The 20,301-nt window shown below is 40.7% G+C and carries 21 protein-coding genes; 19 read left to right on the forward strand and 2 right to left on the reverse strand.

From position 1 onward, the window contains the following. The first annotated feature begins 84 nt into the window (after positions 1-84). Genes phnD through phnE form a run of 3 tightly spaced genes read left to right on the forward strand, consistent with a single transcriptional unit; the run spans position 85 to position 2,640 of the window. Positions 85-1,029, forward strand: coding sequence for a phosphate/phosphite/phosphonate ABC transporter substrate-binding protein (phnD, locus tag ACY8DT_RS12870; RefSeq protein ID WP_462420713.1), 945 nt, complete (start codon positions 85-87; stop codon positions 1,027-1,029). Position 1,030: 1 nt separating this feature from the next. Further along, entirely contained in the window at positions 1,031-1,858 is an 828-nt protein-coding gene (phnC, locus tag ACY8DT_RS12875) for a phosphonate ABC transporter ATP-binding protein (protein ID WP_462420714.1), read from the forward strand. Next, positions 1,855-2,640 (forward strand): phosphonate ABC transporter, permease protein PhnE, encoded by a 786-nt coding sequence (gene phnE, locus ACY8DT_RS12880; protein ID WP_462420715.1) that lies wholly within the window; start codon positions 1,855-1,857, stop codon positions 2,638-2,640. The genes phnC and phnE overlap by 4 nt, the downstream gene beginning before the upstream one ends. Positions 2,641-2,682: 42 nt before the next feature. On the opposite strand, the gene ACY8DT_RS12885 is transcribed toward phnE, so the two are convergent. Beyond that, entirely contained in the window at positions 2,683-3,645 is a 963-nt protein-coding gene (locus tag ACY8DT_RS12885) for a 4-hydroxy-3-methylbut-2-enyl diphosphate reductase (protein WP_462420716.1), read from the reverse strand. Positions 3,646-3,786: 141 nt separating this feature from the next. Between ACY8DT_RS12885 and ACY8DT_RS12890 the strand changes: the two genes are divergently transcribed. From ACY8DT_RS12890 to ACY8DT_RS12910, 5 genes are all read left to right on the forward strand, one after another. After that, a complete protein-coding gene (locus ACY8DT_RS12890) occupies positions 3,787-5,100 on the forward strand; it encodes a DEAD/DEAH box helicase (RefSeq protein ID WP_462420717.1) in 1,314 nt (437 codons plus the stop codon). Positions 5,101-5,118: 18 nt separating this feature from the next. Beyond that, positions 5,119-6,024 (forward strand): deoxyribonuclease IV, encoded by a 906-nt coding sequence (locus tag ACY8DT_RS12895; RefSeq protein ID WP_462420718.1) that lies wholly within the window; start codon positions 5,119-5,121, stop codon positions 6,022-6,024. A gap of 108 nt (positions 6,025-6,132) precedes the next feature. Next, positions 6,133-6,915: a metal ABC transporter ATP-binding protein gene (locus ACY8DT_RS12900; protein WP_462420719.1), complete on the forward strand. Its 783-nt coding sequence runs from the start codon at positions 6,133-6,135 to the stop codon at positions 6,913-6,915. Continuing rightward, positions 6,912-7,763: a metal ABC transporter permease gene (locus tag ACY8DT_RS12905; protein WP_462420720.1), complete on the forward strand. Its 852-nt coding sequence runs from the start codon at positions 6,912-6,914 to the stop codon at positions 7,761-7,763. Before ACY8DT_RS12900 ends, ACY8DT_RS12905 begins: the two co-directional genes overlap by 4 nt. Next, positions 7,738-8,151 carry a Fur family transcriptional regulator gene (locus ACY8DT_RS12910; protein WP_462420721.1) on the forward strand — a complete coding sequence of 138 codons (414 nt, stop codon included), beginning with the start codon at positions 7,738-7,740 and terminating at the stop codon, positions 8,149-8,151. Before ACY8DT_RS12905 ends, ACY8DT_RS12910 begins: the two co-directional genes overlap by 26 nt. A gap of 47 nt (positions 8,152-8,198) precedes the next feature. Here ACY8DT_RS12910 and ispG read toward each other — a convergent pair whose 3' ends face one another. Next, the gene (gene ispG, locus ACY8DT_RS12915) at positions 8,199-9,314 is read right to left on the reverse strand and encodes a flavodoxin-dependent (E)-4-hydroxy-3-methylbut-2-enyl-diphosphate synthase (protein WP_462420722.1); all 1,116 of its coding nucleotides are present in this window, start codon (positions 9,312-9,314) and stop codon (positions 8,199-8,201) included. Positions 9,315-9,561: 247 nt separating this feature from the next. On the opposite strand from ispG, the gene ACY8DT_RS12920 reads away from it, so the two are divergent. The 11 genes from ACY8DT_RS12920 (at position 9,562) to ACY8DT_RS12970 (ending at position 20,278) form a co-directional block, all read left to right on the forward strand. Beyond that, positions 9,562-10,164 carry a superoxide dismutase gene (locus ACY8DT_RS12920; protein WP_462420723.1) on the forward strand — a complete coding sequence of 201 codons (603 nt, stop codon included), beginning with the start codon at positions 9,562-9,564 and terminating at the stop codon, positions 10,162-10,164. A 110-nt stretch (positions 10,165-10,274) separates the two neighbouring features. Continuing rightward, a complete protein-coding gene (locus ACY8DT_RS12925; RefSeq protein WP_462420724.1) occupies positions 10,275-12,467 on the forward strand; it encodes a peptidoglycan D,D-transpeptidase FtsI family protein in 2,193 nt (730 codons plus the stop codon). A gap of 144 nt (positions 12,468-12,611) precedes the next feature. Then, positions 12,612-13,673, forward strand: coding sequence for a PstS family phosphate ABC transporter substrate-binding protein (locus tag ACY8DT_RS12930; RefSeq protein ID WP_462420725.1), 1,062 nt, complete (start codon positions 12,612-12,614; stop codon positions 13,671-13,673). 69 nt (positions 13,674-13,742) lie between these two features. Then, a complete protein-coding gene (pstC, locus tag ACY8DT_RS12935; protein ID WP_462422273.1) occupies positions 13,743-14,669 on the forward strand; it encodes a phosphate ABC transporter permease subunit PstC in 927 nt (308 codons plus the stop codon). Beyond that, the gene (gene pstA / locus ACY8DT_RS12940) at positions 14,670-15,548 is read left to right on the forward strand and encodes a phosphate ABC transporter permease PstA (RefSeq protein WP_462420726.1); all 879 of its coding nucleotides are present in this window, start codon (positions 14,670-14,672) and stop codon (positions 15,546-15,548) included. It abuts the gene before it with no gap. A gap of 16 nt (positions 15,549-15,564) precedes the next feature. Continuing rightward, positions 15,565-16,416, forward strand: coding sequence for a phosphate ABC transporter ATP-binding protein PstB (gene pstB / locus ACY8DT_RS12945; RefSeq protein ID WP_462420727.1), 852 nt, complete (start codon positions 15,565-15,567; stop codon positions 16,414-16,416). Between the two features lie 2 nt (positions 16,417-16,418). Next, complete coding sequence (gene phoU, locus ACY8DT_RS12950; protein WP_462420728.1) at positions 16,419-17,063, forward strand: phosphate signaling complex protein PhoU; 645 nt, start codon at positions 16,419-16,421, stop codon at positions 17,061-17,063. Between the two features lie 95 nt (positions 17,064-17,158). Next, the gene (locus ACY8DT_RS12955) at positions 17,159-17,716 is read left to right on the forward strand and encodes a 5-formyltetrahydrofolate cyclo-ligase (RefSeq protein WP_462420729.1); all 558 of its coding nucleotides are present in this window, start codon (positions 17,159-17,161) and stop codon (positions 17,714-17,716) included. 3 nt (positions 17,717-17,719) lie between these two features. Then, positions 17,720-19,141: a rhomboid family intramembrane serine protease gene (locus ACY8DT_RS12960; RefSeq protein ID WP_462420730.1), complete on the forward strand. Its 1,422-nt coding sequence runs from the start codon at positions 17,720-17,722 to the stop codon at positions 19,139-19,141. Beyond that, positions 19,128-19,328 carry a YqgQ family protein gene (locus ACY8DT_RS12965; RefSeq protein WP_462420731.1) on the forward strand — a complete coding sequence of 67 codons (201 nt, stop codon included), beginning with the start codon at positions 19,128-19,130 and terminating at the stop codon, positions 19,326-19,328. Before ACY8DT_RS12960 ends, ACY8DT_RS12965 begins: the two co-directional genes overlap by 14 nt. After that, on the forward strand, positions 19,325-20,278 hold the full coding sequence (locus tag ACY8DT_RS12970) for an ROK family glucokinase (RefSeq protein WP_462420732.1): 954 nt from the start codon (positions 19,325-19,327) through the stop codon (positions 20,276-20,278). The genes ACY8DT_RS12965 and ACY8DT_RS12970 overlap by 4 nt, the downstream gene beginning before the upstream one ends. Positions 20,279-20,301 lie beyond the last annotated feature (23 nt).

Consider the following 20,301-nt stretch of genomic DNA (forward strand, 5'->3'; position numbering starts at 1 on the left):
TCATATAAATTTACAACCTCCTAATATTAGGTTAATAAACTGGTGTTAGTATTTATGACAGTTACAATATTAGGAGGATACATAATGAAAAAATGGTTATTATTGTTAATGAGTTCTTTAGTGGCAGTCGCTTTAACTGCCTGCGGCGGTGCGTCCGAAGCTGAAGAGACTTCTGAAGAAACAGAAGACAATGCAGTAGCCGGCGAAGAGAGTGCAGAGGAGGAGCGCGGAGAGAATTGGCCGGAATCTGTATCATTTGCTGTAGCTGGCATGGAAGGCCAGGAAGAATTGATCCAGCGTTTTGAAGAATTCGAAGTGACTATGGAAAACCTGTTGGATACTGATGTAGAACTGTTCGCATTATCGGACAGAACAGTATCTTCAACTGCACTTGAGTATGATCAGGTAGATATCGTACTCTCGGGACCGTCAGAATATATCCTTTCAAAAGAGGCAAAGCCGGAAATCGAACTTGCCGGCGGAGTTCATCGTGCTGATGGACATTACCACGTTGTATTCATAGCAAGCGAAGAAAGTGGTATTGAAAATCTGGATGATGCAGTGGGAGAAACCATCGCAATGAAAGACACTGGCTCAACTTCAGGGCATATCGGGCCAAGTGGTGTATTGGTAGAAGAAGGATACGACCTGGATAACGACTTTAACATTGAATTACTTGGTGATGCATCACTCGAAGCACTATTAAGTGGCGAAGTCGATGTAATGGCAGACGGAGTCAAACATTGGCATACAATCCAGGAAGAAGGGCTTGAGGACGAATTCAGACTTATATATGAAGGAGAACCGCTTCCAGCAGATCCATTTATTCTGAACGATACTCTGCCCCAGGAATTTAAAGATGAATTTTATAATATTCTAATGGAAAACGAAGAAGAGATATTAGATGCGATATTATCGAGTGAAGATAACGATAAATACGAAGACGGCGGTATTATCGAAGTATCTGATGACGACTATGCAAACATGAGAGAAACTTATGAAATTCTAGGCCTGGAGATCGAGGAGTAGAATGAACGTCATTGAAGTGGATGAACTCACTAAAGTTTTTAATAAAAGTGATGTTGCTTTAAATAATGTTTCTTTCAATATTAAAAAGGGGGAAAAGGTGGTTATCCTTGGACATAATGGTTCAGGGAAATCCACCCTTTTCCGTACTATAGCCGGTTTTGAAGAAGCTACAGAAGGGTCTGTTAAAATATCAGATGAAGAAATAAACCCTAGAAACAAACTCCGATTACGTGAAACGAGAAAAAAAGTAGGGATGGTCTTCCAATATTTTGGACTGGTCGAAAATGTCTCAGTCTTTCAAAATGTGTTGTTCGGAGCCTTAGGTCAAGTTAAATTTGCTCCTTCTACATATAATATATTTGCAAGCCAGACACTGAGAGAGCGGGCAATGGAATCCCTTAACAGGGTGGGTCTTGTACATTTGGCTAAACGAAGGGCTGATCAGTTGTCTGGAGGACAAAAGCAACGTGTCGCGATTGCCAGAATGCTGATGCAGGAGCCTGAAATAATTTTAGCTGATGAACCAATTGCCAGTCTGGACCCAAAAGCAGGCAGAGAAGTGATGGAATTGCTTACGGGTATTGCTAAAGAAAGAAATATAACTTTGCTTATGATCTTACACCAGCTGCCTGTCGCGGAAAAATATGGTGAACGTGTGATTGCATTAAAAAACGGGGAACTGTTTTTAGATAATGATGTATCTGTCATCGATGAAGATTTTGAAAGGGTTCTATTCGGCGATTCTAAAACCGAAGAACACTCAAAAAAGAAAAATGAACAAGAACATCAGAACCTAACCAAGTTCAATGAGGAGGCCGAGAACTTATGACTCCAAAGCCTCCAAAAAGGTATGAAATGCCGTCTATATGGTCTTTTGTACTAATTTTAATCACCGTGACATTTTTAGTGACCGGTATAAATAATGCTGATATTACATTTGAACGAATTATAAATGGTGTCCAGAATATCGGTGATTTTATATCACAGGCCTTTCCTCCTGATTTCAGCCGTATTGGTCCAATAACAATCGCTATCATTGAAACATTTGAAATGGCTTTGGTTGGAACTTTGGCCGGAGTGATACTGTCCATTCCGATCGCTCTGTTATCATCCAGGTCGACTAACTCAATATCTTTGGTCCGTTCCATATCTAAAGGTGCCGTCACCATGATGAGAACAATTCCGGATCTTGTATGGGCACTGTTGTTTGTAATCGCAGTCGGTCTCGGGCCGTTCGCCGGTATACTGACAATCACAGTGGACACCATCGGATTTTGCGCCAGATTTTTCTCTGAAAGAATCGATGAATTGGATAAAAAGCCGAAAGAAGCACTGGAATCGACAGGGTCAGGATATTTTGGAGTAATTACAGGAGCAATTCTACCTCAGGCCACGCCGTCATTTGTAGGTACAAGCCTGTATGCTCTTGAAAAATCAATAAGAGGGGCGACAGTGCTTGGCTTGGTCGGCGCCGGGGGAATCGGAGTTGAACTGAGTTCTCAAATGTCTCTGCGTAATTTTGATCAGGCTCTGATGATTATACTCATCATACTTATTCTTGTGCTGGTAGTTGAAAATATTTCGCAGCGGATACGTACAAAATATATTTAATATGAAGAGAGCACTTATCCGGATGGATAAGTGCTCTCTTTTTTAGTCCATTATTTTAACCGGTTTCGGTTTTCTGATTTTCGGAAGTATCTTGTCTTTTGGTACACTTGAAACAGGCTTTTCAGCGAGTTCTTCATTGTACGCGTTCAAATACTCGATAACTTCTCTTACTATCGGCGTCGGAGTTGAAGCGCCCGCTGTTACAGCCACTGAGTCGATTCCATGTAACCATTCTGTCTTCAATTCGCTTAATGAACTGATTCTGTATGCATTAGTGTGTGCAATTTCTTTTGAAACTTGTGTCAGCCTGTTGGAGTTGTTGCTTTTCGGATCGCCTACGACAATAAGCAGCTCTGCCTGGTCTGCCTGTTCAGCAACGGCTTCCTGACGGACTTGTGTTGCCATACATATTTCCTGCTGCACTTCAATGTGTTTATATTTAACTTTAAGCTCGTCCATCAGATGACCGACGTCCCACTGACTCATAGTCGTCTGGTTTGTAACAATAAGTTTTCTGTCATGCAGCACTTCAGGTAACTCCTCGATGTCATCCATCGTCTCGATCAGATGCACATGTTCAGGATTTACACCAACAGCACCTTCCGGTTCCGGGTGTCCTTTTTTACCGATATAGACGACATCATAGCCTTTCTCTGTTTTGCTGCGAATCAAGTCATGTGTCACCTGCACGTCAGGACAAGTCGCATCGATACAAGTCAGCCCTTTTTCTTTTGCACGTTTCTTCACTTCAGGGGAGACACCATGAGCTGTAAAGATTACAGTTCCTTCGTTGATATCCTCTAATATTTCCAATCTGTTGGGACCATCCAATGTTACAATGCCATCCTCTTCAAAAGCATCTGTCACATGTTTGTTATGCACGATCATTCCTAATATATATAATGGTCTCGGCAGTGATTTGTCCATCGCTGCATTCCTTGCAATCACCATAGCATCAACAACACCATAACAATAACCTCTCGGTGTAATTTTTATAATATCCATAGAGTCCATTCCTCCTCAATAATCATTATATCTAATATCGTTTATAATTAAAATCATCATGAAGCCCGAAATTACATTATAGCATGTACCGCACTTTTCAGTTATAATTGAATTCGAATTTAATAATGAAAAGGTGATATTATGAGTCACGCATTTAAACGATTTAACTTTGATGATAAAATGCTCGATGCAATAAAATCGATAAACTTCACTCATCCGACGTTAGTTCAGGAAAGGGTCATTCCGAAAGTCCAAAGGGGAGAGAACGTGGTGGCAATGAGTGAGACCGGCAGTGGAAAATCACATGCATTCATCCTGCCGATACTTGAAAATATCGATGTCGATAAACACTCGACTCAATCTATAATTCTAGCACCCACAAGAGAACTTGCAAGCCAACTGTTTCAAATGACTGATGAACTGATTGGAAATTATAAAGATATCAAGACAAATCTGTTCATCGGCGGCACCGATTTCAGTAAAGATGCTGAAAAAGCTAAGAAATCTCCGCAGATCATCATCGGCACACCGACAAGAATCAATGAGCTGATGAAAGACGGTTCTCTTAAAATCAATCAGACCCGGACCATCGTCATCGATGAAGCCGACCTGATGATTGATCTTGGTTTCCTCAATGATATAGATACACTTGCAAACACTCTCCAGCAGGAAGCACAATTTCTAGTATTTTCAGCGACAATTCCTGAAATACTTCAGCAATTCCTTCAGAAATATATTGGCAATGTCGAAACGATCATCATTGACCAGCCTAAAAATAAAGCTTCCATCAAATATTCACTTGTACCTGTCAAAGGTGAAGATAAGATGGGTAAAGTCAAAGAGTTGACTGAAGTGATCAATCCGTACATCGGTATCATTTTTGCCAATTCAAAAGCACGGGCAGACGATTTGTATGATTACCTGAGACAGCATAATATGAACATTGGTATATTTCATGGCGGTTTGAAACCGCGTGAGAGAACTAAAGAAATAAAAAATATACGCGAATTGAAATATGAATGGGTCATAGCAAGTGATCTTGCCGCCCGTGGGCTGGATATAGACGGGGCTTCTCATGTAATCAACTTTGATATCCCTAAAGATATCGAGTTCTTCACTCACAGAGTCGGCCGTGTAGGACGTGGACAATACGAGGGTGTTGCGATAACAATATATACGCCTGAAGAGCATTATTTAATCGACCAGCTTGAGAAGAAGGGCTATCATTTTGAAGATGAAGATGTCAGGCAGGGTGAATTGAAGCCTGTCAAGTCAAGAACTTCCCGTGTCAGCAGAAAGAAAGTCGAAAAAAATGTGGCCCAGAATTTAAATTATAAAGTAAGAAAACCGAAAAAAGTAAAGCCGGGGTACAAGAAGAAGATGTCAAAAGAACTCGACGATCTTAAGCAGCAGGAGAGACGCAAGTATTCGAAATCAAAAAGAAGAAAAAAATAAGTTAATAAGGATGGTATTATGTTAATAGGATCACATGTATCGATGAGCGGTAAAAAAATGTTGGAATCTGCAAGTGAATCAGCTGCAGGCTTTGGAGCAAATACTTTTATGATATATACAGGTGCTCCTCAGAATACAAGAAGAAAAAAGATTGAAGACCTGAATATTGAAGCAGGTCAGGCACACATGAAAGAGCATGGGATATCAAACATTGTTGTTCATGCGCCTTATATCATCAATATTGCTAATACTGTCCGTGACGGGGTCTTCGACCATGGTGTGGAGTTCCTTCAGGAAGAAATTGTGCGTACTGAACATTTAGGGTCCAAACAGATTGTCCTGCATCCGGGAAGCCATGTGGGGGCAGGAGCGGATAAAGGTATCGAATCCATTATAAAAGGTTTGAATGAAACATTCGGCAACGATAACGAAGTGCAGATTGCACTTGAAACGATGGCTGGAAAAGGGACTGAAATCGGCAGGAACTTTGAGGAACTGGCGCAAATTATTGACGGCGTGGAAAATAACGAACGTCTGAGCGTCTGTTTTGACACTTGTCACGTCCATGATGCAGGTTATGACATCGTTAATGATTTTGACGGTGTACTGGAACAATTCGATAATATTATCGGGCTGGACCGTATCAAAGTTGTGCATGTGAATGACTCGAAAAATCCGGTCGGTGCACATAAAGACCGGCATGAAAACATCGGTTTCGGTCATATCGGCTTTGATACATTGACATACATCATCAATCATCCAGAATTGAAAAATGTACCGAAGATTTTGGAAACACCATTTGTCGGCACCGACAAGAAAAATAAAAAAGCGCCATATAAACATGAAATCGAAATGATCAAAGAAGGTAAATTCAATCCGAACCTGCTTACAGACATTAACCCTTTAATGGCTGAAGATGAATAGTTGTAAGCCACAGTAAATGCTGTGGCTTTCTTTCGTAATCATTCCTATTTACAAATCGTAATGATTACTTTATAATAAATTGATTATATTTTTAAAGGAGCGAAATAAATGTCTGAACCAATCTTTGAATTAAAGAACATTTCATATACTTATAAAGATAAATTAGAACATACACCGGCGCTGAAAAATATTAATTTAAAGATTGATAAAGGTGATTTTGTTGCTCTGGTGGGCCCGAATGGTTCGGGAAAAACCACATTGATCAAATTGATTTTGGGAGTGATCAAGCCCCAGCAAGGTGAAATTTTTATAAAAGGGGATAACTATCAAAAATATGCAAGCTGGCAGGAAATTGGATATGTATCCCAAAAATCGAACAGCTTTGCGAAAGGTTTCCCAGCTTCGGTAAGCGAAGTGATTTTAAGCGGTCTGACAAAGCAGAAAGGACTGTTCAACAGATTTTCCGGAAATGATAAAAGACGACTTGAGGAAGTATTGGAACTGTTGGACATAGTAGATTTGAAAAATAAGAATGTCTCTTCGTTATCCGGTGGACAGACCCAGCGTGTATTCATTGCAAGGGCATTGATAAATCAGCCCTCCATACTTGTTCTGGACGAGCCGACAGTCGGCATCGACAGCCAGCATGTCAAAGAATTTTACGAGGTACTTTTAAAACTGAAAGAGCAGTCTGTAACAATACTTTTGGTTACTCATGATATTGGAGTGGTGGTAGATCATGCGAATGAAGTTGCTTGCCTCAACGGTCATCTGCATTTTCATGGCACCAACCATGAATTCAAAAATCTCGGAGAGGCGGAACTTTCTAAAATTTATGGTTTCCCTCTGCAGCTCGTCAGCCATGATCACGATAGGGAGTGCTGTGTATGATTCAGGCCTTGCTCGAATATGAATTCATAAGATATTCATTTATCAGTGGTGTCATCGCCGGGCTGATTGCTCCATTGGTCGGGACTTTTATTGTAATAAGAAGGTTATCTTTGATCGCGGATGCCCTCAGTCACGTTACTCTGGGCGGAATTGCATTTGGTGTTTATCTGTCCTCAATATTTGCAGTCACCATCAACCCGTTAATTACGGGAATCATCTTTTCAATATTTGGTGCGCTGGGGATAGAGAGGCTCAGATCCGTCTATAAACATTATGAAGAGCTGGCAATTCCGATTATAATGAGTTTCGGCATAGCGGTCGGAATTGTTTTCCTTTCCCTGGCCGATGGTTTCAACCAGGATCTCTTTGGATATTTGTTCGGCAGTATCAGCGCTGTAAGCATCAACGATCTTCTGTTGATTGCAAGTATCGGATTAATAGTCATCCTGTTCATATTTTTTCTATATAAAGAATTATTCATGGTCTCCTTTGACGAAGAGTATGCAAATGTCATGAATATAAATAAATGGATTTATGTCGCTTTCATCATTGTTGTTGCACTGGTAATCAGTGCATCTATGCGCATTGTCGGTATATTACTGGTCAGTGCACTGATGACACTGCCGGTGGCAAGTGCGATGAGGATTACTTCCAGCTTTAAACAGCTGATGATCGTCAGTGTGATATTCGGTGAAATAGCTGTGATCATCGGTTTATTTCTAAGTTTCCACTTGAATATCTCACCAGGCGGTACGATTGTTCTAGTTTCAATATTAATCTTGCTCGGTACAATCATTTTAAATCGATTAGGGGTGAGTAGAAATGGCAGCAGAACTCAAGAAGTATAAAACGAAATTGAGAGAACATGGTTTAAAGATAACCGAAAAAAGAATGACGATGATCGAATTATTTTTGAAGGAAAACCGTTATTTAAGTGCCAAAGAAGTGCAGGAGCAGCTCCATGATATTTATCCAACTTTGAGCTACGATACTATTTATCGTAACCTTTACACATTAAAGGAAATAGAAGTGCTGGAAAATACGAACTTCGAAGGTGAGATGCAGTTTAAAATTTCGTGTTCAGATCATCATCACCATCATTTCATCTGCGAAGAGTGCGGCAATACTAAAGTGATACATTATTGTCCGGTCGATACCTGGCAGAGTGAGCTTGACGATGTAGAAATCACAAATCATAAAGTTGAACTGTACGGCCTGTGCGCCGGCTGTAAATAAAAATAACGGGTATTCCTTGTATGGAATACCCGTTATTTTTTGTATAATTATTTACCTGCAGCTTCTTCTTTCTCTTTACGTTCTTTTTCGAAGTGTGCTTCAGCAAGAATATCAATTTCTTTCTTAAGCTCATCAACCATTGTTTCTTCAGGTACTTTCCTTACGGTTTCCCCATGCATGAAGAGCAGCCCTTCATCACGTCCACCTGCAATTCCGATATCCGCTTCACGCGCTTCACCAGGGCCGTTGACCGCACAGCCGAGTACTGCAACTTTGATTGGCGCTTTAATTTTCGAAATGTACTCTTCAACTTCGTTGGCGATGGAAATCAAATCAATCTCTATACGTCCGCATGTAGGGCAGGCGATCAATGTAGCCGCATTACTTGCAAGACCGTATGATTTCAACAGTTCTTTTGCAACTTTAACTTCTTCGACAGGGTCTGCGGAAAGTGAAATTCTGAGTGTGTTCCCCATGCCCTGTGAAATGATGGCACCGAGTCCTGCAGCACTTTTAACTGTTCCCGCAAATAGAGTACCACTTTCAGTAATACCTAAATGCAGCGGGTAATCAAATGCTTTTGCAGCTTTAGTATATGCTTCGATTGCCAGATTGACATCTGAAGCTTTCATCGAAACGATGATATCGTGGAAATCAAGATCTTCAAGTATCTTGATGTGGTGCAGTGCACTCTCCACCATACCGTCTGCAGTCGGGAAACCATGTTTTTCAATGATGTGTCTTTCAAGACTTCCTGCGTTTACTCCGATACGGATTGGAATTCCTTTGGCTTTACATGCTTTTACGACTTCCTCGACACGCTCACGGCGTCCGATGTTGCCAGGATTGATACGGATCTTATCCGCTCCGCCCTCAACAGCAAGAAGTGCAAGCTTATAGTCAAAATGTATATCTACTACTAATGGTATGTTTATCTGTTTTTTAATTTCAGGGATTGCTAAAGCATCCTCTTCTTTCGGGCATGCCACTCGAACAATCTGACATCCGGCTTCTTCTAAACGGTGTATTTCTGCAACCGTCGCTTCCACATCATGTGTTTTCGTCGTTGTCATACTTTGAATGACAATCTGGTCTTCACCGCCAATAGTCAAGTCGCCGACTTTTACCTGTCGTGTTTTAGTACGATGTATAATTTCAGACATATCCAAACTCCTTAATATAAATACTTTCTTAAATCATTTGTTATTATACTAAATATAAACATGAAATGTAACTACTTCGCTTTATTAAATTATATTTTATTATATCAAAGCGGCATAGTCTCTTCAGAATGTTTAAGATAATTCAAACAAAGGTATGATTATACCAGCAGGGTAAACAATTCATTTGTTATTCTACCTTTGAATTGTTATATTTAATATGTAAAATATTATTGGAGGCGAATTAACTATGGCTTTTGAACTACCAGAATTACCATATGCATATGATGCATTGGAACCACACATTGACAAAGAAACTATGGAAATTCACCATTCTAAACACCATAACACTTATGTCACGAAGTTGAACGATGCAGTGAAAGGCACAGATTTAGAATCAAAAGATATTGAAGAAGTTATCAAAGGTTTGAATTCAGTACCTGAAGATATCAAAACTGCAGTTCGAAACAATGGTGGTGGACACTACAACCACTCATTATTCTGGCAAATGTTAACTCCTGATGCTGCTGAAGCTAATGGGGAAGTAAAAGATGCAATCGAAGCTAAATTCGGTTCATTGGATGCTTTCAAAGAAAAATTTGAAGCAGCAGGTGCTGGTCAATTCGGTTCAGGCTGGGCTTGGCTGGTTGTCAACAACGGAGAACTTGAAGTTGTTGGAACTCCAAACCAGGACAACCCGATCACAGATGGTAAAACACCAATTCTTGGTGTGGACGTATGGGAACATGCGTATTATCTCAAGTATCAGAACAAGCGCCCTGAATACCTCAAAGCATTCTGGAACGTTGTTAACTGGGACAAAGTGAACGAACTTTACAAAAATGCAAAATAATAATATCTTATAAAAAAAGACGGGACTCGTTCCCGTCTTTTTTATATCTATAAATCATCTGCTGTGATAAAATGACGTTAGTATTTTTATGGGTTAAGGAATGAAGTCTATTGAAAAGAGCAAAAGTTAAAAGCCTGGAAGCAATTAACAGGCAAACTTTAAAAAGCAGAATCAATCTTGTCATCATAGTCATATTCATTTTATGTCTTCTGCTTATACTAAGGTTGGGTTATCTGCAGATTGTTCAAGGTGAAGAGTATCAGGAAGAAATTGAGAATGCGCAATATGTAGAGATAAACCAGAGTGTGCCGCGCGGGGAGATTTATGACCGCAATGGCAATCTGCTTGTAGGTAATGAGTCCAAACCTGCAATATATTTTACAAGACACAGAAATATGAATACTTCACAAATCATGGGTGTTGCTGATGAACTCAGCGAATACATACAGATGGACATCGAAACGATTTCCTTAAGAGATAAACAGGATTTCATCATCAATAACTACCCTGATGAAATGGATACTCTCATGAGTGATGAATCTACTTTATTGGAAGACGGGAACATCAGCCATTCAGAATTTAATGAAGAATTTTACAATAGAGCAGACGAGGAATATGTGGATAGCATCTTATCTGAGGAAGATTTGAATACTTTGGGTATATACGTAGAAATGGCCAACGCTCCGGAATTGAACCCGGTGGTCATTAAAAATGAGGATGTCACTGAAGAGGAGTTTGCAAGTGTCAATTCAGCACTCGAAGAACTTGAAGGTATTTCCACCGGCATGGACTGGGATAGATATTATCCTTATGACAACACTCTGAAAACTATATTTGGAGAAGTGTCTTCGCCGGATGAAGGGCTGCCGAAAGAGCTGGTGGAAGACTATCTGTCGAGAGGGTATTCGAGAAACGACAGAGTCGGTAAAACATATCTGGAATATCAATATGAAGATGTCCTCCAGGGTGAAAAAGAGCAGGTGAAGTATTCAACGGATAAATCAGGACGTATTATCAGCCAGGAAACCGTGGAAAACGGCAAGCCGGGAGATGATCTTTATTTATCAATCGATATTGAACTTCAGCTTGAACTCGAAGAACTTGCAGAGCATCATCTGACATCACTCAGACAACTCGCTGAAGAAATCACCGAAAGAAATGAAGTTACAGGCGACATAGATTACACCATCATTCCTGAACATCTTGACACAGTACTGCTGGCAGTCCAGGACCCTGATAACGGTGATGTGCTTGCCATGGTGGGCAAACAGATAGATGATGATGGAGAAATTGTGGATTATCATTACGGCACTCTTACTTCCACTTTCGTACCGGGGTCTTCCACTAAGGCCGCAACAATAATAACAGGCTATCAGGAAGATGTGCTGGAAGCTGGCGAAGTCATGCTGGATGAACCGCTTAATTTCAGTGGTGACAGTAATCCAAGAACATCATTCTTTAACAGAGATTCAAGTATTCCGATAGATGACCAGGAAGCGCTCATGGTATCTTCCAACGTATATATGTATAAGACAGCTCTGCGTATTGCAGGGATGGAGTATGTGGATAATATGTCATTGCCGCACGATATTTCACAAGCAGGGCAGACTTTGAGAAACGGTATGAATCAATTCGGCCTCGGTGTCTCTACAGGTATTGACCTGCCGAATGAAGCGACCGGTCTGTCGCCGGACTTCGGACAGTATCCGGCGAGTAATTACCTATACCTGGCAATCGGCCAATACGATACATACTCTGCATTGCAATTGAGCCAGTATGTATCAACCATTGCCACGAGAGGTGAAAGAATGAAACTGAATCTGGCAAAAGAAGTTCGTGGAAGCAATACGAATGAAGAAGGCCCCGTTCTGAAATCGTTCAATCCGACAGTGCTGAATACCGTGGATATTTCTGATGAGGAATGGGATCAGGTCCAAAACGGTTTTTATGATGTGTTCAACACACATGATCAGTCGACGGACAGATATGGTACAGGCTGGGATGCCTATCATGAACTGGAACCGAAAGCTGCCGGTAAAACAGGAACGGCAGAAACATACAAGGAAGGTACAGATGTATTCAACCAGACTTATTTAGGGTACGCACCTTACGATGATCCTGACATGGCATTTTCAGTGATATTCCCGAATATGCCGTATACCATCCCATTCTTCCCTGCACAGTATTTCGGTGCAGACGTAATCAACAAATTTTATGAACTTGAATATGGGCATGATGAAGAGGAACCTTTCAGTTACGATACAGACTGGTTCTATCCACAATTAGAATACGGAGAATACTAACCTTTTAGAAGAAATTCTAAAAGGTTTTTTTATGATTCTTCACATTTACACAATCTTTACAATTAGTTAATTACACATTTACATTCAACCGTTATTGTATATATGTAACACCAGTTACTACATTGACATTGGAGGAATTATAGTATGAAGAAGAGCTTGTTTCTATCAGCTTTACTTATGAGCTTAATGTTCATTCTTGCTGCCTGCGGCGGTGGCGGGTCTGAAGAGTCTGCAGAAGATACTGGAGACGACGCTTCTACAGAAGAATCAACTGAGGAAGACGCTTCAACAGAAGAATCTACTGAGGAAGAAGGTTCTGAAGACGAAAGTGCTTCAAACGGCAGCGAACTCACTGTAACAGGTGAAGTTAACGAAGATGATGAACAGATTGTTGGTGAAGGTTCATCTACAGTATTCCCTATTTTAAACGTATTGGTTGAAGATTTTAATGCTGATCATGGTATTCCTGTAGAACTTGGTGGGAACGGTACAGGTTCTGGTTTCAGTGCATTGATAGATGGTTCAGCACAGTTTGCCAACGCATCCCGTGGAATTGCTGAAGAAGAAGAACAGCAGCTTGCGGATGCAGGTGTCGATTACAGCGAAATTTTAATCGCTACTGATGGTTTGACTGTCGCAGTCAACCAGGAAAACGACTTCGTAGATTCATTGACTTTTGAAGAATTGAACACTATCTACAGCGGTGAAGCTTCAAGCTGGTCTGATGTACGTGAAGATTTCCCGGATGAGCCTATCACAGCTTACGGTCCAGACCAGTCACACGGTACACATGATTTCTTCAATGAAGAAGTTATGGATGAAGAAGGTGTAGAAGGTCAGCTGATCCAGGATACTAATCAGGTTGTTTCATCTGTAGTCGGCGATCCTAATTCAATCGGATTCTTTGGTTATGCATTCTACCTTGAAAACCAGGACACTTTAAAAGCAGTATCAATTCAAGGGCCTGACAGTGAAGAAGCGGTGGAACCGACTAGCGAAAACGTTATGTCATTCGAATATCCACTTGCACGTCCACTTTACTCTTATGTAAGCAATGAAGCTCTTGAAAACAATGAAACACTTCATACTTTCTTTGAGTATGTGATTGTAAACTCGGGAGAAGCTGCAGAAGCAGTTGGTTATGTTCCACTTGAAGCAGAAGCTCAGCAGGAACAATATGATAAATTACCAAACACAGGTAACTGATTTTAACAATAAAGAATTATATCAGTGGACGGGGTACTTGCCCGTCCTTTTTGACTGAAAGCGAGGCTAATCATGAGCAATTATAATATTCAGGAAATGATTCAAAAAAATAAATCAAATAAAGGCGCCGGTTTTGAAAAACTGATTCCTGTCATACTATTAATCATAACTTCTATTTCCGTTCTTGCCACTATCGGTATCCTTTATACTTTGATTTCACAGTCACTGGAATTTTTCAGCAGAGAATCTTTTGTCCAGTTCTTCACTTCTGCATCCTGGCAGCCATACAGTTCGGAACCTGAGTTTGGTATATGGGCACTGGTGATGGGAACATTGAAAGTTGTTGTTATTGCAACAGTATTTGCTGTTCCAATCGGCTTGGGTGCAGCAATATATCTGAGTGAATATGCATCAGACCGTGCAAGAAAAATAATAAAACCCATCCTTGAAGTTTTGGCAGGCATTCCGACGGTTGTATACGGCTTCTTCGCCATCAACTTTGTAACTCCGGTTTTGCAGTCACTTTACAGCGGTATATCATTATATAATGCAGTAAGTGCCGGACTTGTTGTCGGAATCATGATCATCCCTATGATCGCAAGTTTAAGTGAGGACGCAATGAGTTCAGTACCAAATTCCACTCGTGAAGGGTCACTAGGACTCGGTGCTACTAAATTGGAAACAACATTTAAAGTGGTGCTTCCAGCAGCGGTTTCTGGAATTATCGCATCAGTCGTCTTAGCTGTTTCAAGAGCAATCGGTGAAACGATGATCGTTTCCATCGCTGCCGGAAGTACACCGAATGCAAGTCTGGATATTACATCCTCTCTGCAGACAATGACAGGTTTTATCGTACAGATCACTTCAGGTGATGCTGCTTACGGTTCATCTTTATACTTCAGTCTGTTTGCAGTGGGCATGACTTTATTCCTGTTTACATTTGCGATGAACATTATTTCCCAGTGGGTATCTAAAAGATTTAGGGAGGAATACTAGATGCAACTTATCGATAAGGAACTGATTGCAAAAAAACGGTCGGGACGTCTGACATTCAATCAGGTCATGAAGTGGTTATTTTTTCTTTGTACAATGATCGGTCTAGTCGTTCTGATAACATTGATTGTTGATACTCTCAGTGATGCAATCGGTTATTTAAACCTTGATTTCTTAACAAATTTCAGCTCTTCCCGTGTTGAAGATGCCGGTTTCTATGGTGCCATAGTCGGATCACTCTGGCTGATGGTCGTCACTGTACCAGTAGCAATATTCGTATCAGTTGCAACTGCGCTCTATCTCGAGGAATATGCACCAAAAAACAGAGTGACAGATTTCATCAAAGTTAACATTTCAAACTTGGCTGGCGTGCCGTCAGTTGTATTTGGTCTTTTAGGCCTTGCAATGTTCGTACGCGCGATGGCTATGGGGAACTCCGTTCTTGCTGCAGGACTGACGCTCGCTCTGATGATCTTGCCGGTCATTGTCGTATCATCCCAGGAGGCGATACGTTCAGTGCCTTCGACAGTACGTGAAGCATCGATAGGAATGGGGGCGACAAAATGGCAGACTGTGTCACGCATTATTCTGCCTGCTGCCATCCCGGGTATAATTACCGGAATCATACTTGCAGTATCACGTGCAATAGGTGAAACAGCTCCGCTTGTTGTCATAGGTGTTCCAACGACACTATTGGTCACGCCGGACAGTGTACTGGATTCCTTCCAGGCGATGCCGATGCAGATTTACGCATGGATCAAGATGCCGCAGGAAGAGTTCCAATATTTAGCTGCAGCTGGAATAATCGTGCTGCTTGTAATACTATTGTTAATGAATTCTATAGCTATATTCATTCGTAATAAATTCTCAACCCGTTATTAATTTGGAGGTATAATAAATGGCTAATATAAAAGAAAGAAACGTAATCAGAAAACCTGTAGATACTGCTGCTTTAGAAGATGCGACACAAGGTGAAACAAAAACAGAAATTATAAGGGAACCTATTTTCAAAACAAATAATTTTAATCTTTGGTATGGTGATAACCATGCATTGCAGGATATCAACCTCACTTTCAATAAAAATGAAATTTCAGCAATCATCGGACCTTCAGGGTGCGGTAAATCAACATTTGTAAAAGCTTTGAATCGTATGGTCGAACTTGTGCCGATAGTCAGAACAGAAGGTGAAATCCTTTACCGCGACCAGGATATCTTTGAAAAGAAATTTACGGTCGAAGAACTGAGAACTAAAGTAGGTATGGTTTTCCAAAAGCCGAATCCTTTCCCTAAATCAATCTATGATAATATTGCCTACGGCCCGCGCGTCCATGGAATCCGTAAAAAGAAGGTACTTGACGAAGTTGTTGAAAAAAGTCTGCGTGACGCAGCGATATGGGATGAAGTGAAAGACCGTCTGCATGATAACGCAATTGGTTTATCCGGCGGCCAACAGCAGCGCATCTGTATTGCAAGAGCGCTTGCAACAGAGCCTGACGTCATTTTAATGGACGAACCGACAAGTGCTCTTGACCCGATATCGACTACCAAGGTAGAAGATTTGATGCAGGAATTGAAGAAGAACTACAGCATCGTCGTAGTTACTCATAACATGCAGCAGGCTGCAAGAGTTTCTGATACTACAGCTTTCTTTTATCAGGGTTATGTGATTGAGCATGATGAGACAAAAGTCATCTTCGAAAATCCGAGAGATCAGAGGACTGAAGACTACGTATCCGGCAGGTTTGGATAATAATGCCCTATAGAGAAAAGTATACCGGTGAGCTGCAATCACTTGTAAATGAAGTTATCGACTTGGGTGAAATTTGTTATGACCGCCTGCAGGGCGTCACGAGTCTTCTGAGTATGGATGATATTGGACCTGCAAGAGAATTGGTTTCGGGAGATGTTGAAGCCAATAGGAAAGAGTATAATATCAACACACAGGCTGTAACTTTAATAACGACACAAGCACCTGTAGCAACTGATACAAGAATCATCATATCAAGTATTAAAATCGCTTATGACTTAGAGAGAATCAGTGATAACATCAGTAACTTGGCAGAGGTAAGGAAACGTGTTAAAATCACTAATGAAAAATTACTCCTTCGTTTAAGAACAATGGAGCAGCTGGCTTCATTGATGCTTAAAGATGTCTATACAGCTTATCTCAACCAGGATACTTCATTATGTAAAGAGGTATATGAACGTGATCAGGATATCGACAGTCTGTTTGTACATGTAACGACTTCTGATATATTTGAAGACACTGACTTGTTTGTATCAGGGCAAAGTCAGTTATGTGCTAAATATCTTGAGAGAATAGGCGATCATGTGAAGAACATTGCTGAACATGTTTATTTTGTAATAACTGGTGAAAAGATCGAGAAATTAGAATAGTTTCGAATAAAAGTATCCCTGGGGATACTTTTATTTTGTTATAAACTTATGTATATTGATACTTGAGGTATAAATGAAGAAAGTAGGGACAGCATATGTCTAAAAAAGAATCTCGTAAAAATATGATCAACACTTTATCTGAAATGGATGAAGGTTATAAATCGGAAAAGGAAGATATACTAAAACAAGAATTGCTCGATTATATAAAGATTAATAATTTTAAATCAGTGGGCATCGTCTTATCAATGCCGCATGAAATGGATACGGATGGCATCATATCGAGTCTTCTGGAAGATGGGATCAAAGTATATAATCCGGTAGTTGATTATAAAGCTAAAGTAATGAACTTTTATCCGTTCACAAATATGGAAGATATTCTAAAAGATAAGAAAGGTATCAGAATACCGCCGACAACAGTAAAAACCAATAACTTTGAGCTTGTGGTGGTGCCGGGACTTGTATTTGATGAGCAGGGCTATCGTATCGGTTACGGCGGTGGATACTATGATAAGTTCCTTGCTGAATTCGAAGGGCAGAAAGTATCTGTGATTTTCGATGAACAGTTCGGCACTGTTGAACATGAATCTCATGATATTCCTGTCGATTACATCATTACACCAACTAGAAAATTAGATGCTGAAGCAGGTCGTTAATCCATGTCTGATATATGGAAATCAGCTTATGAAGTGATACGTTTTACCGATTATTCTTTTTTTAATTATGATGATCATAATAAAAGCATCTGGCTTAAGAATAAAAAAAGGCAGTCGGTAATGCTCATAAACCCGGAGCCTCTTTCAGAAGAAAGAAGGAAGATGTTGTCTGACAACATCCTTGAAAGACACCATGAATTTTCTAAAATGGCAGGCTTCAATATTAAAAATATCAGAAGTTACTATAAAACAGTTGAGCCATTTAAAGAGAAATATAAAAATGACAAAATGAAAATCGTTCATAAAGGAATCGCCAGCTTTACAAGTCTGATCAATCACCCGTTTTATAAAATGGAAATGAATCAGAATTCCAACAAAGGCAATAATTATTACGCAAAAAAAGTAATGTCCAGCCATCCGCTGGAAACGCATTTGAGCAAGTACACTCCGATGACTTATCTGCTCCTTGCGGTAAATCTGGTCATCTTTTTAGTAAACTTATTCTATCTTTATATACTAGGCTCGTTACAGGTCACTGATAACCTGGCGGTAAGCTTTCATGCAGTTGCCAACGGTGACTATTACCGCTTATTGACGAGCGCGTTTTTACACAGCGGAGTCGAACATTTTCTGTTCAATATGACAGCTCTGTTTGTCCTGGGTAAATTTGTAGAGTCGCTGTACAGTAAATGGCACATGCTTGCAGCTTACATATTGACAGGAACGCTTTCCAGTCTTTTTTCACTGATGTTTCTTCGTGATGCGGTTTCTCTCGGAGCAAGCGGTGCCATATACGGGCTGCTCGGCATCATCATCGTTCATCTGATGCTCAGTAAGAAGCTCAGCTACAAGCTGCTCGTACAGGTCGGTTTAATTTTTATCGTCATCGCGGTCTTATCTTCACTCTTCAGCAATGTAAATCATTACGCCCACATCGGCGGACTGATTTTCGGGCTGTTGCTGGGATTGATTTTCAATCCTGATAGATTACTGAAGAAATGGTTTTTCGGATCCATCGCTGTATTTGTAATCATCGCGGTTCTGCCGGTGTTCTTCATTCAACCAGAAGATGGAGAACCACAGGCGATGGATACAGAGGTGCTGAATGCCATTGAAAAGGGCGAGTATGAGGATGCGCTCGATATGGTAAATCAGACTTTCGCGATGAACAATGAGACGGGTCTGACATATTACGCTCTCGGATCACTGTATCAGCATGCAGGAGACGAGGAAAAGGCAAAAGAGTATTATGACTTGAGTTTTCAAATCGATCAGCAGAGTGATGTTATTGTAAAGCACAGACTGATAGAATTACGTAAAAATCAACAGTTTGAAGATATGAAAACTGTCGTCAACCAGTATAACGGTGATGTGAGCGATCCGGACCTTGCACTTATCATTGAGGAGTTGGATGAAATTGAATAAAGATCTGACATATATTAATGATATACTGCTGCGGTTTGGAAGCTACGTCTATGATAAAGATATGAACAACCGTCTCGAACTGATGAAGATGGAAATTCAGGAACTCTACAGAAATAAATTGATCGGTAAAGAAGAGTATCTGAACTCCCTTCTCATAATCAACAAAAGGATGAGTGAAGAAGAATGATACTGGCAGTGGATATTGGAGGCACGGCCTGTAAGCTGGGGCTGTTTGATTCATCTTTAAAATTAATAGAGAAATGGCAGATACCGACAGATACAACTGAAGATGGGAAAAACATCCTGGGTGATATCCATGTTTCTTTCAAAGATAAATTGTCAATGCATAAATCATCGTTCGATGATTGTACAGGTGCGGGAATCGGTGTGCCCGGGCCTGTTGATTTTGAATCAGGAACAGTAAACGGAGCCATCAATTTAAACTGGCACGGTCCTAAAGATATTAAGAAAGAATTTGAAGCACTCAGTGGACTGTGGACCATCGTCGATAATGACGCAAACCTGGCAACTTTGGGTGAACAGGCTTTCGGAGCGGGTCAGAACAAGAAAGATGTCGTCATGTTCACCCTTGGTACGGGCGTCGGCGGCGGTGTGATCATAAACACTCTTCTCGTACACGGTGCGGGTGGTGCTGCCGGAGAAATCGGCCATATGAAAGTCGCGGTGGAAGAAAATTTGAAATGTAATTGCGGCGGCATAGGGTGTCTTGAGTCCGTTGCTTCCAGTCTGGGGCTCAGGAATCTAGCCGGTAAATATCAGAATGCATTTGGACAATCAGTACTGGACGATAGGATATCCTCCGGGTCACTGAATGCGAAAGCCGTTTTTGAGAATGCTGAAAATGGTGATACACTGAGTCTCCATCTTGTTGATAAAATGGCTGCATATCTGGCTATCGGAATGAGCAATATAGCTGCGACAGTTAATCCTTCCCATATTATATTAGGGGGCGGTCTGAGTCAGGCAGGAGAATTTCTCCGCTCCAGAGTAGTGGAGCAGTTCCACGATTACGTTTTTCCACCTGCAGCAGACAGTACTGAGATCGTCTTTGCATCTCTCGGCAATGATGCCGGAATCTATGGCGCGGCAAAAATAGTTTCCCAATATAAAAAGTAACAGCTGACGGCTGTTACTTTTAT

It is taken from the genome of Salinicoccus sp. Marseille-QA3875 (assembly GCF_054950095.1).

Excerpts from the sequence above, each read along its gene's own strand:
- phnD (WP_462420713.1), top strand. The coding sequence starts at position 85 with ATGAAAAAATGGTTATTATTGTTAATGAGTTCTTTAGTGGCAGTCGCT.
- phnC (WP_462420714.1), top strand. The coding sequence starts at position 1,031 with ATGAACGTCATTGAAGTGGATGAACTCACTAAAGTTTTTAATAAAAGT.
- phnE (WP_462420715.1), top strand. The coding sequence starts at position 1,855 with ATGACTCCAAAGCCTCCAAAAAGGTATGAAATGCCGTCTATATGGTCT.
- ACY8DT_RS12885 (WP_462420716.1), bottom strand. The coding sequence starts at position 3,645 with ATGGATATTATAAAAATTACACCGAGAGGTTATTGTTATGGTGTTGTT.
- ACY8DT_RS12890 (WP_462420717.1), top strand. The coding sequence starts at position 3,787 with ATGAGTCACGCATTTAAACGATTTAACTTTGATGATAAAATGCTCGAT.
- ACY8DT_RS12895 (WP_462420718.1), top strand. The coding sequence starts at position 5,119 with ATGTTAATAGGATCACATGTATCGATGAGCGGTAAAAAAATGTTGGAA.
- ACY8DT_RS12900 (WP_462420719.1), top strand. The coding sequence starts at position 6,133 with ATGTCTGAACCAATCTTTGAATTAAAGAACATTTCATATACTTATAAA.
- ACY8DT_RS12905 (WP_462420720.1), top strand. The coding sequence starts at position 6,912 with ATGATTCAGGCCTTGCTCGAATATGAATTCATAAGATATTCATTTATC.
- ACY8DT_RS12910 (WP_462420721.1), top strand. The coding sequence starts at position 7,738 with ATGGCAGCAGAACTCAAGAAGTATAAAACGAAATTGAGAGAACATGGT.
- ispG (WP_462420722.1), bottom strand. The coding sequence starts at position 9,314 with ATGTCTGAAATTATACATCGTACTAAAACACGACAGGTAAAAGTCGGC.
- ACY8DT_RS12920 (WP_462420723.1), top strand. The coding sequence starts at position 9,562 with ATGGCTTTTGAACTACCAGAATTACCATATGCATATGATGCATTGGAA.
- ACY8DT_RS12930 (WP_462420725.1), top strand. The coding sequence starts at position 12,612 with ATGAAGAAGAGCTTGTTTCTATCAGCTTTACTTATGAGCTTAATGTTC.
- pstA (WP_462420726.1), top strand. The coding sequence starts at position 14,670 with ATGCAACTTATCGATAAGGAACTGATTGCAAAAAAACGGTCGGGACGT.
- pstB (WP_462420727.1), top strand. The coding sequence starts at position 15,565 with ATGGCTAATATAAAAGAAAGAAACGTAATCAGAAAACCTGTAGATACT.
- phoU (WP_462420728.1), top strand. The coding sequence starts at position 16,419 with ATGCCCTATAGAGAAAAGTATACCGGTGAGCTGCAATCACTTGTAAAT.
- ACY8DT_RS12955 (WP_462420729.1), top strand. The coding sequence starts at position 17,159 with ATGTCTAAAAAAGAATCTCGTAAAAATATGATCAACACTTTATCTGAA.
- ACY8DT_RS12960 (WP_462420730.1), top strand. The coding sequence starts at position 17,720 with ATGTCTGATATATGGAAATCAGCTTATGAAGTGATACGTTTTACCGAT.
- ACY8DT_RS12965 (WP_462420731.1), top strand. The coding sequence starts at position 19,128 with ATGAAATTGAATAAAGATCTGACATATATTAATGATATACTGCTGCGG.
- ACY8DT_RS12970 (WP_462420732.1), top strand. The coding sequence starts at position 19,325 with ATGATACTGGCAGTGGATATTGGAGGCACGGCCTGTAAGCTGGGGCTG.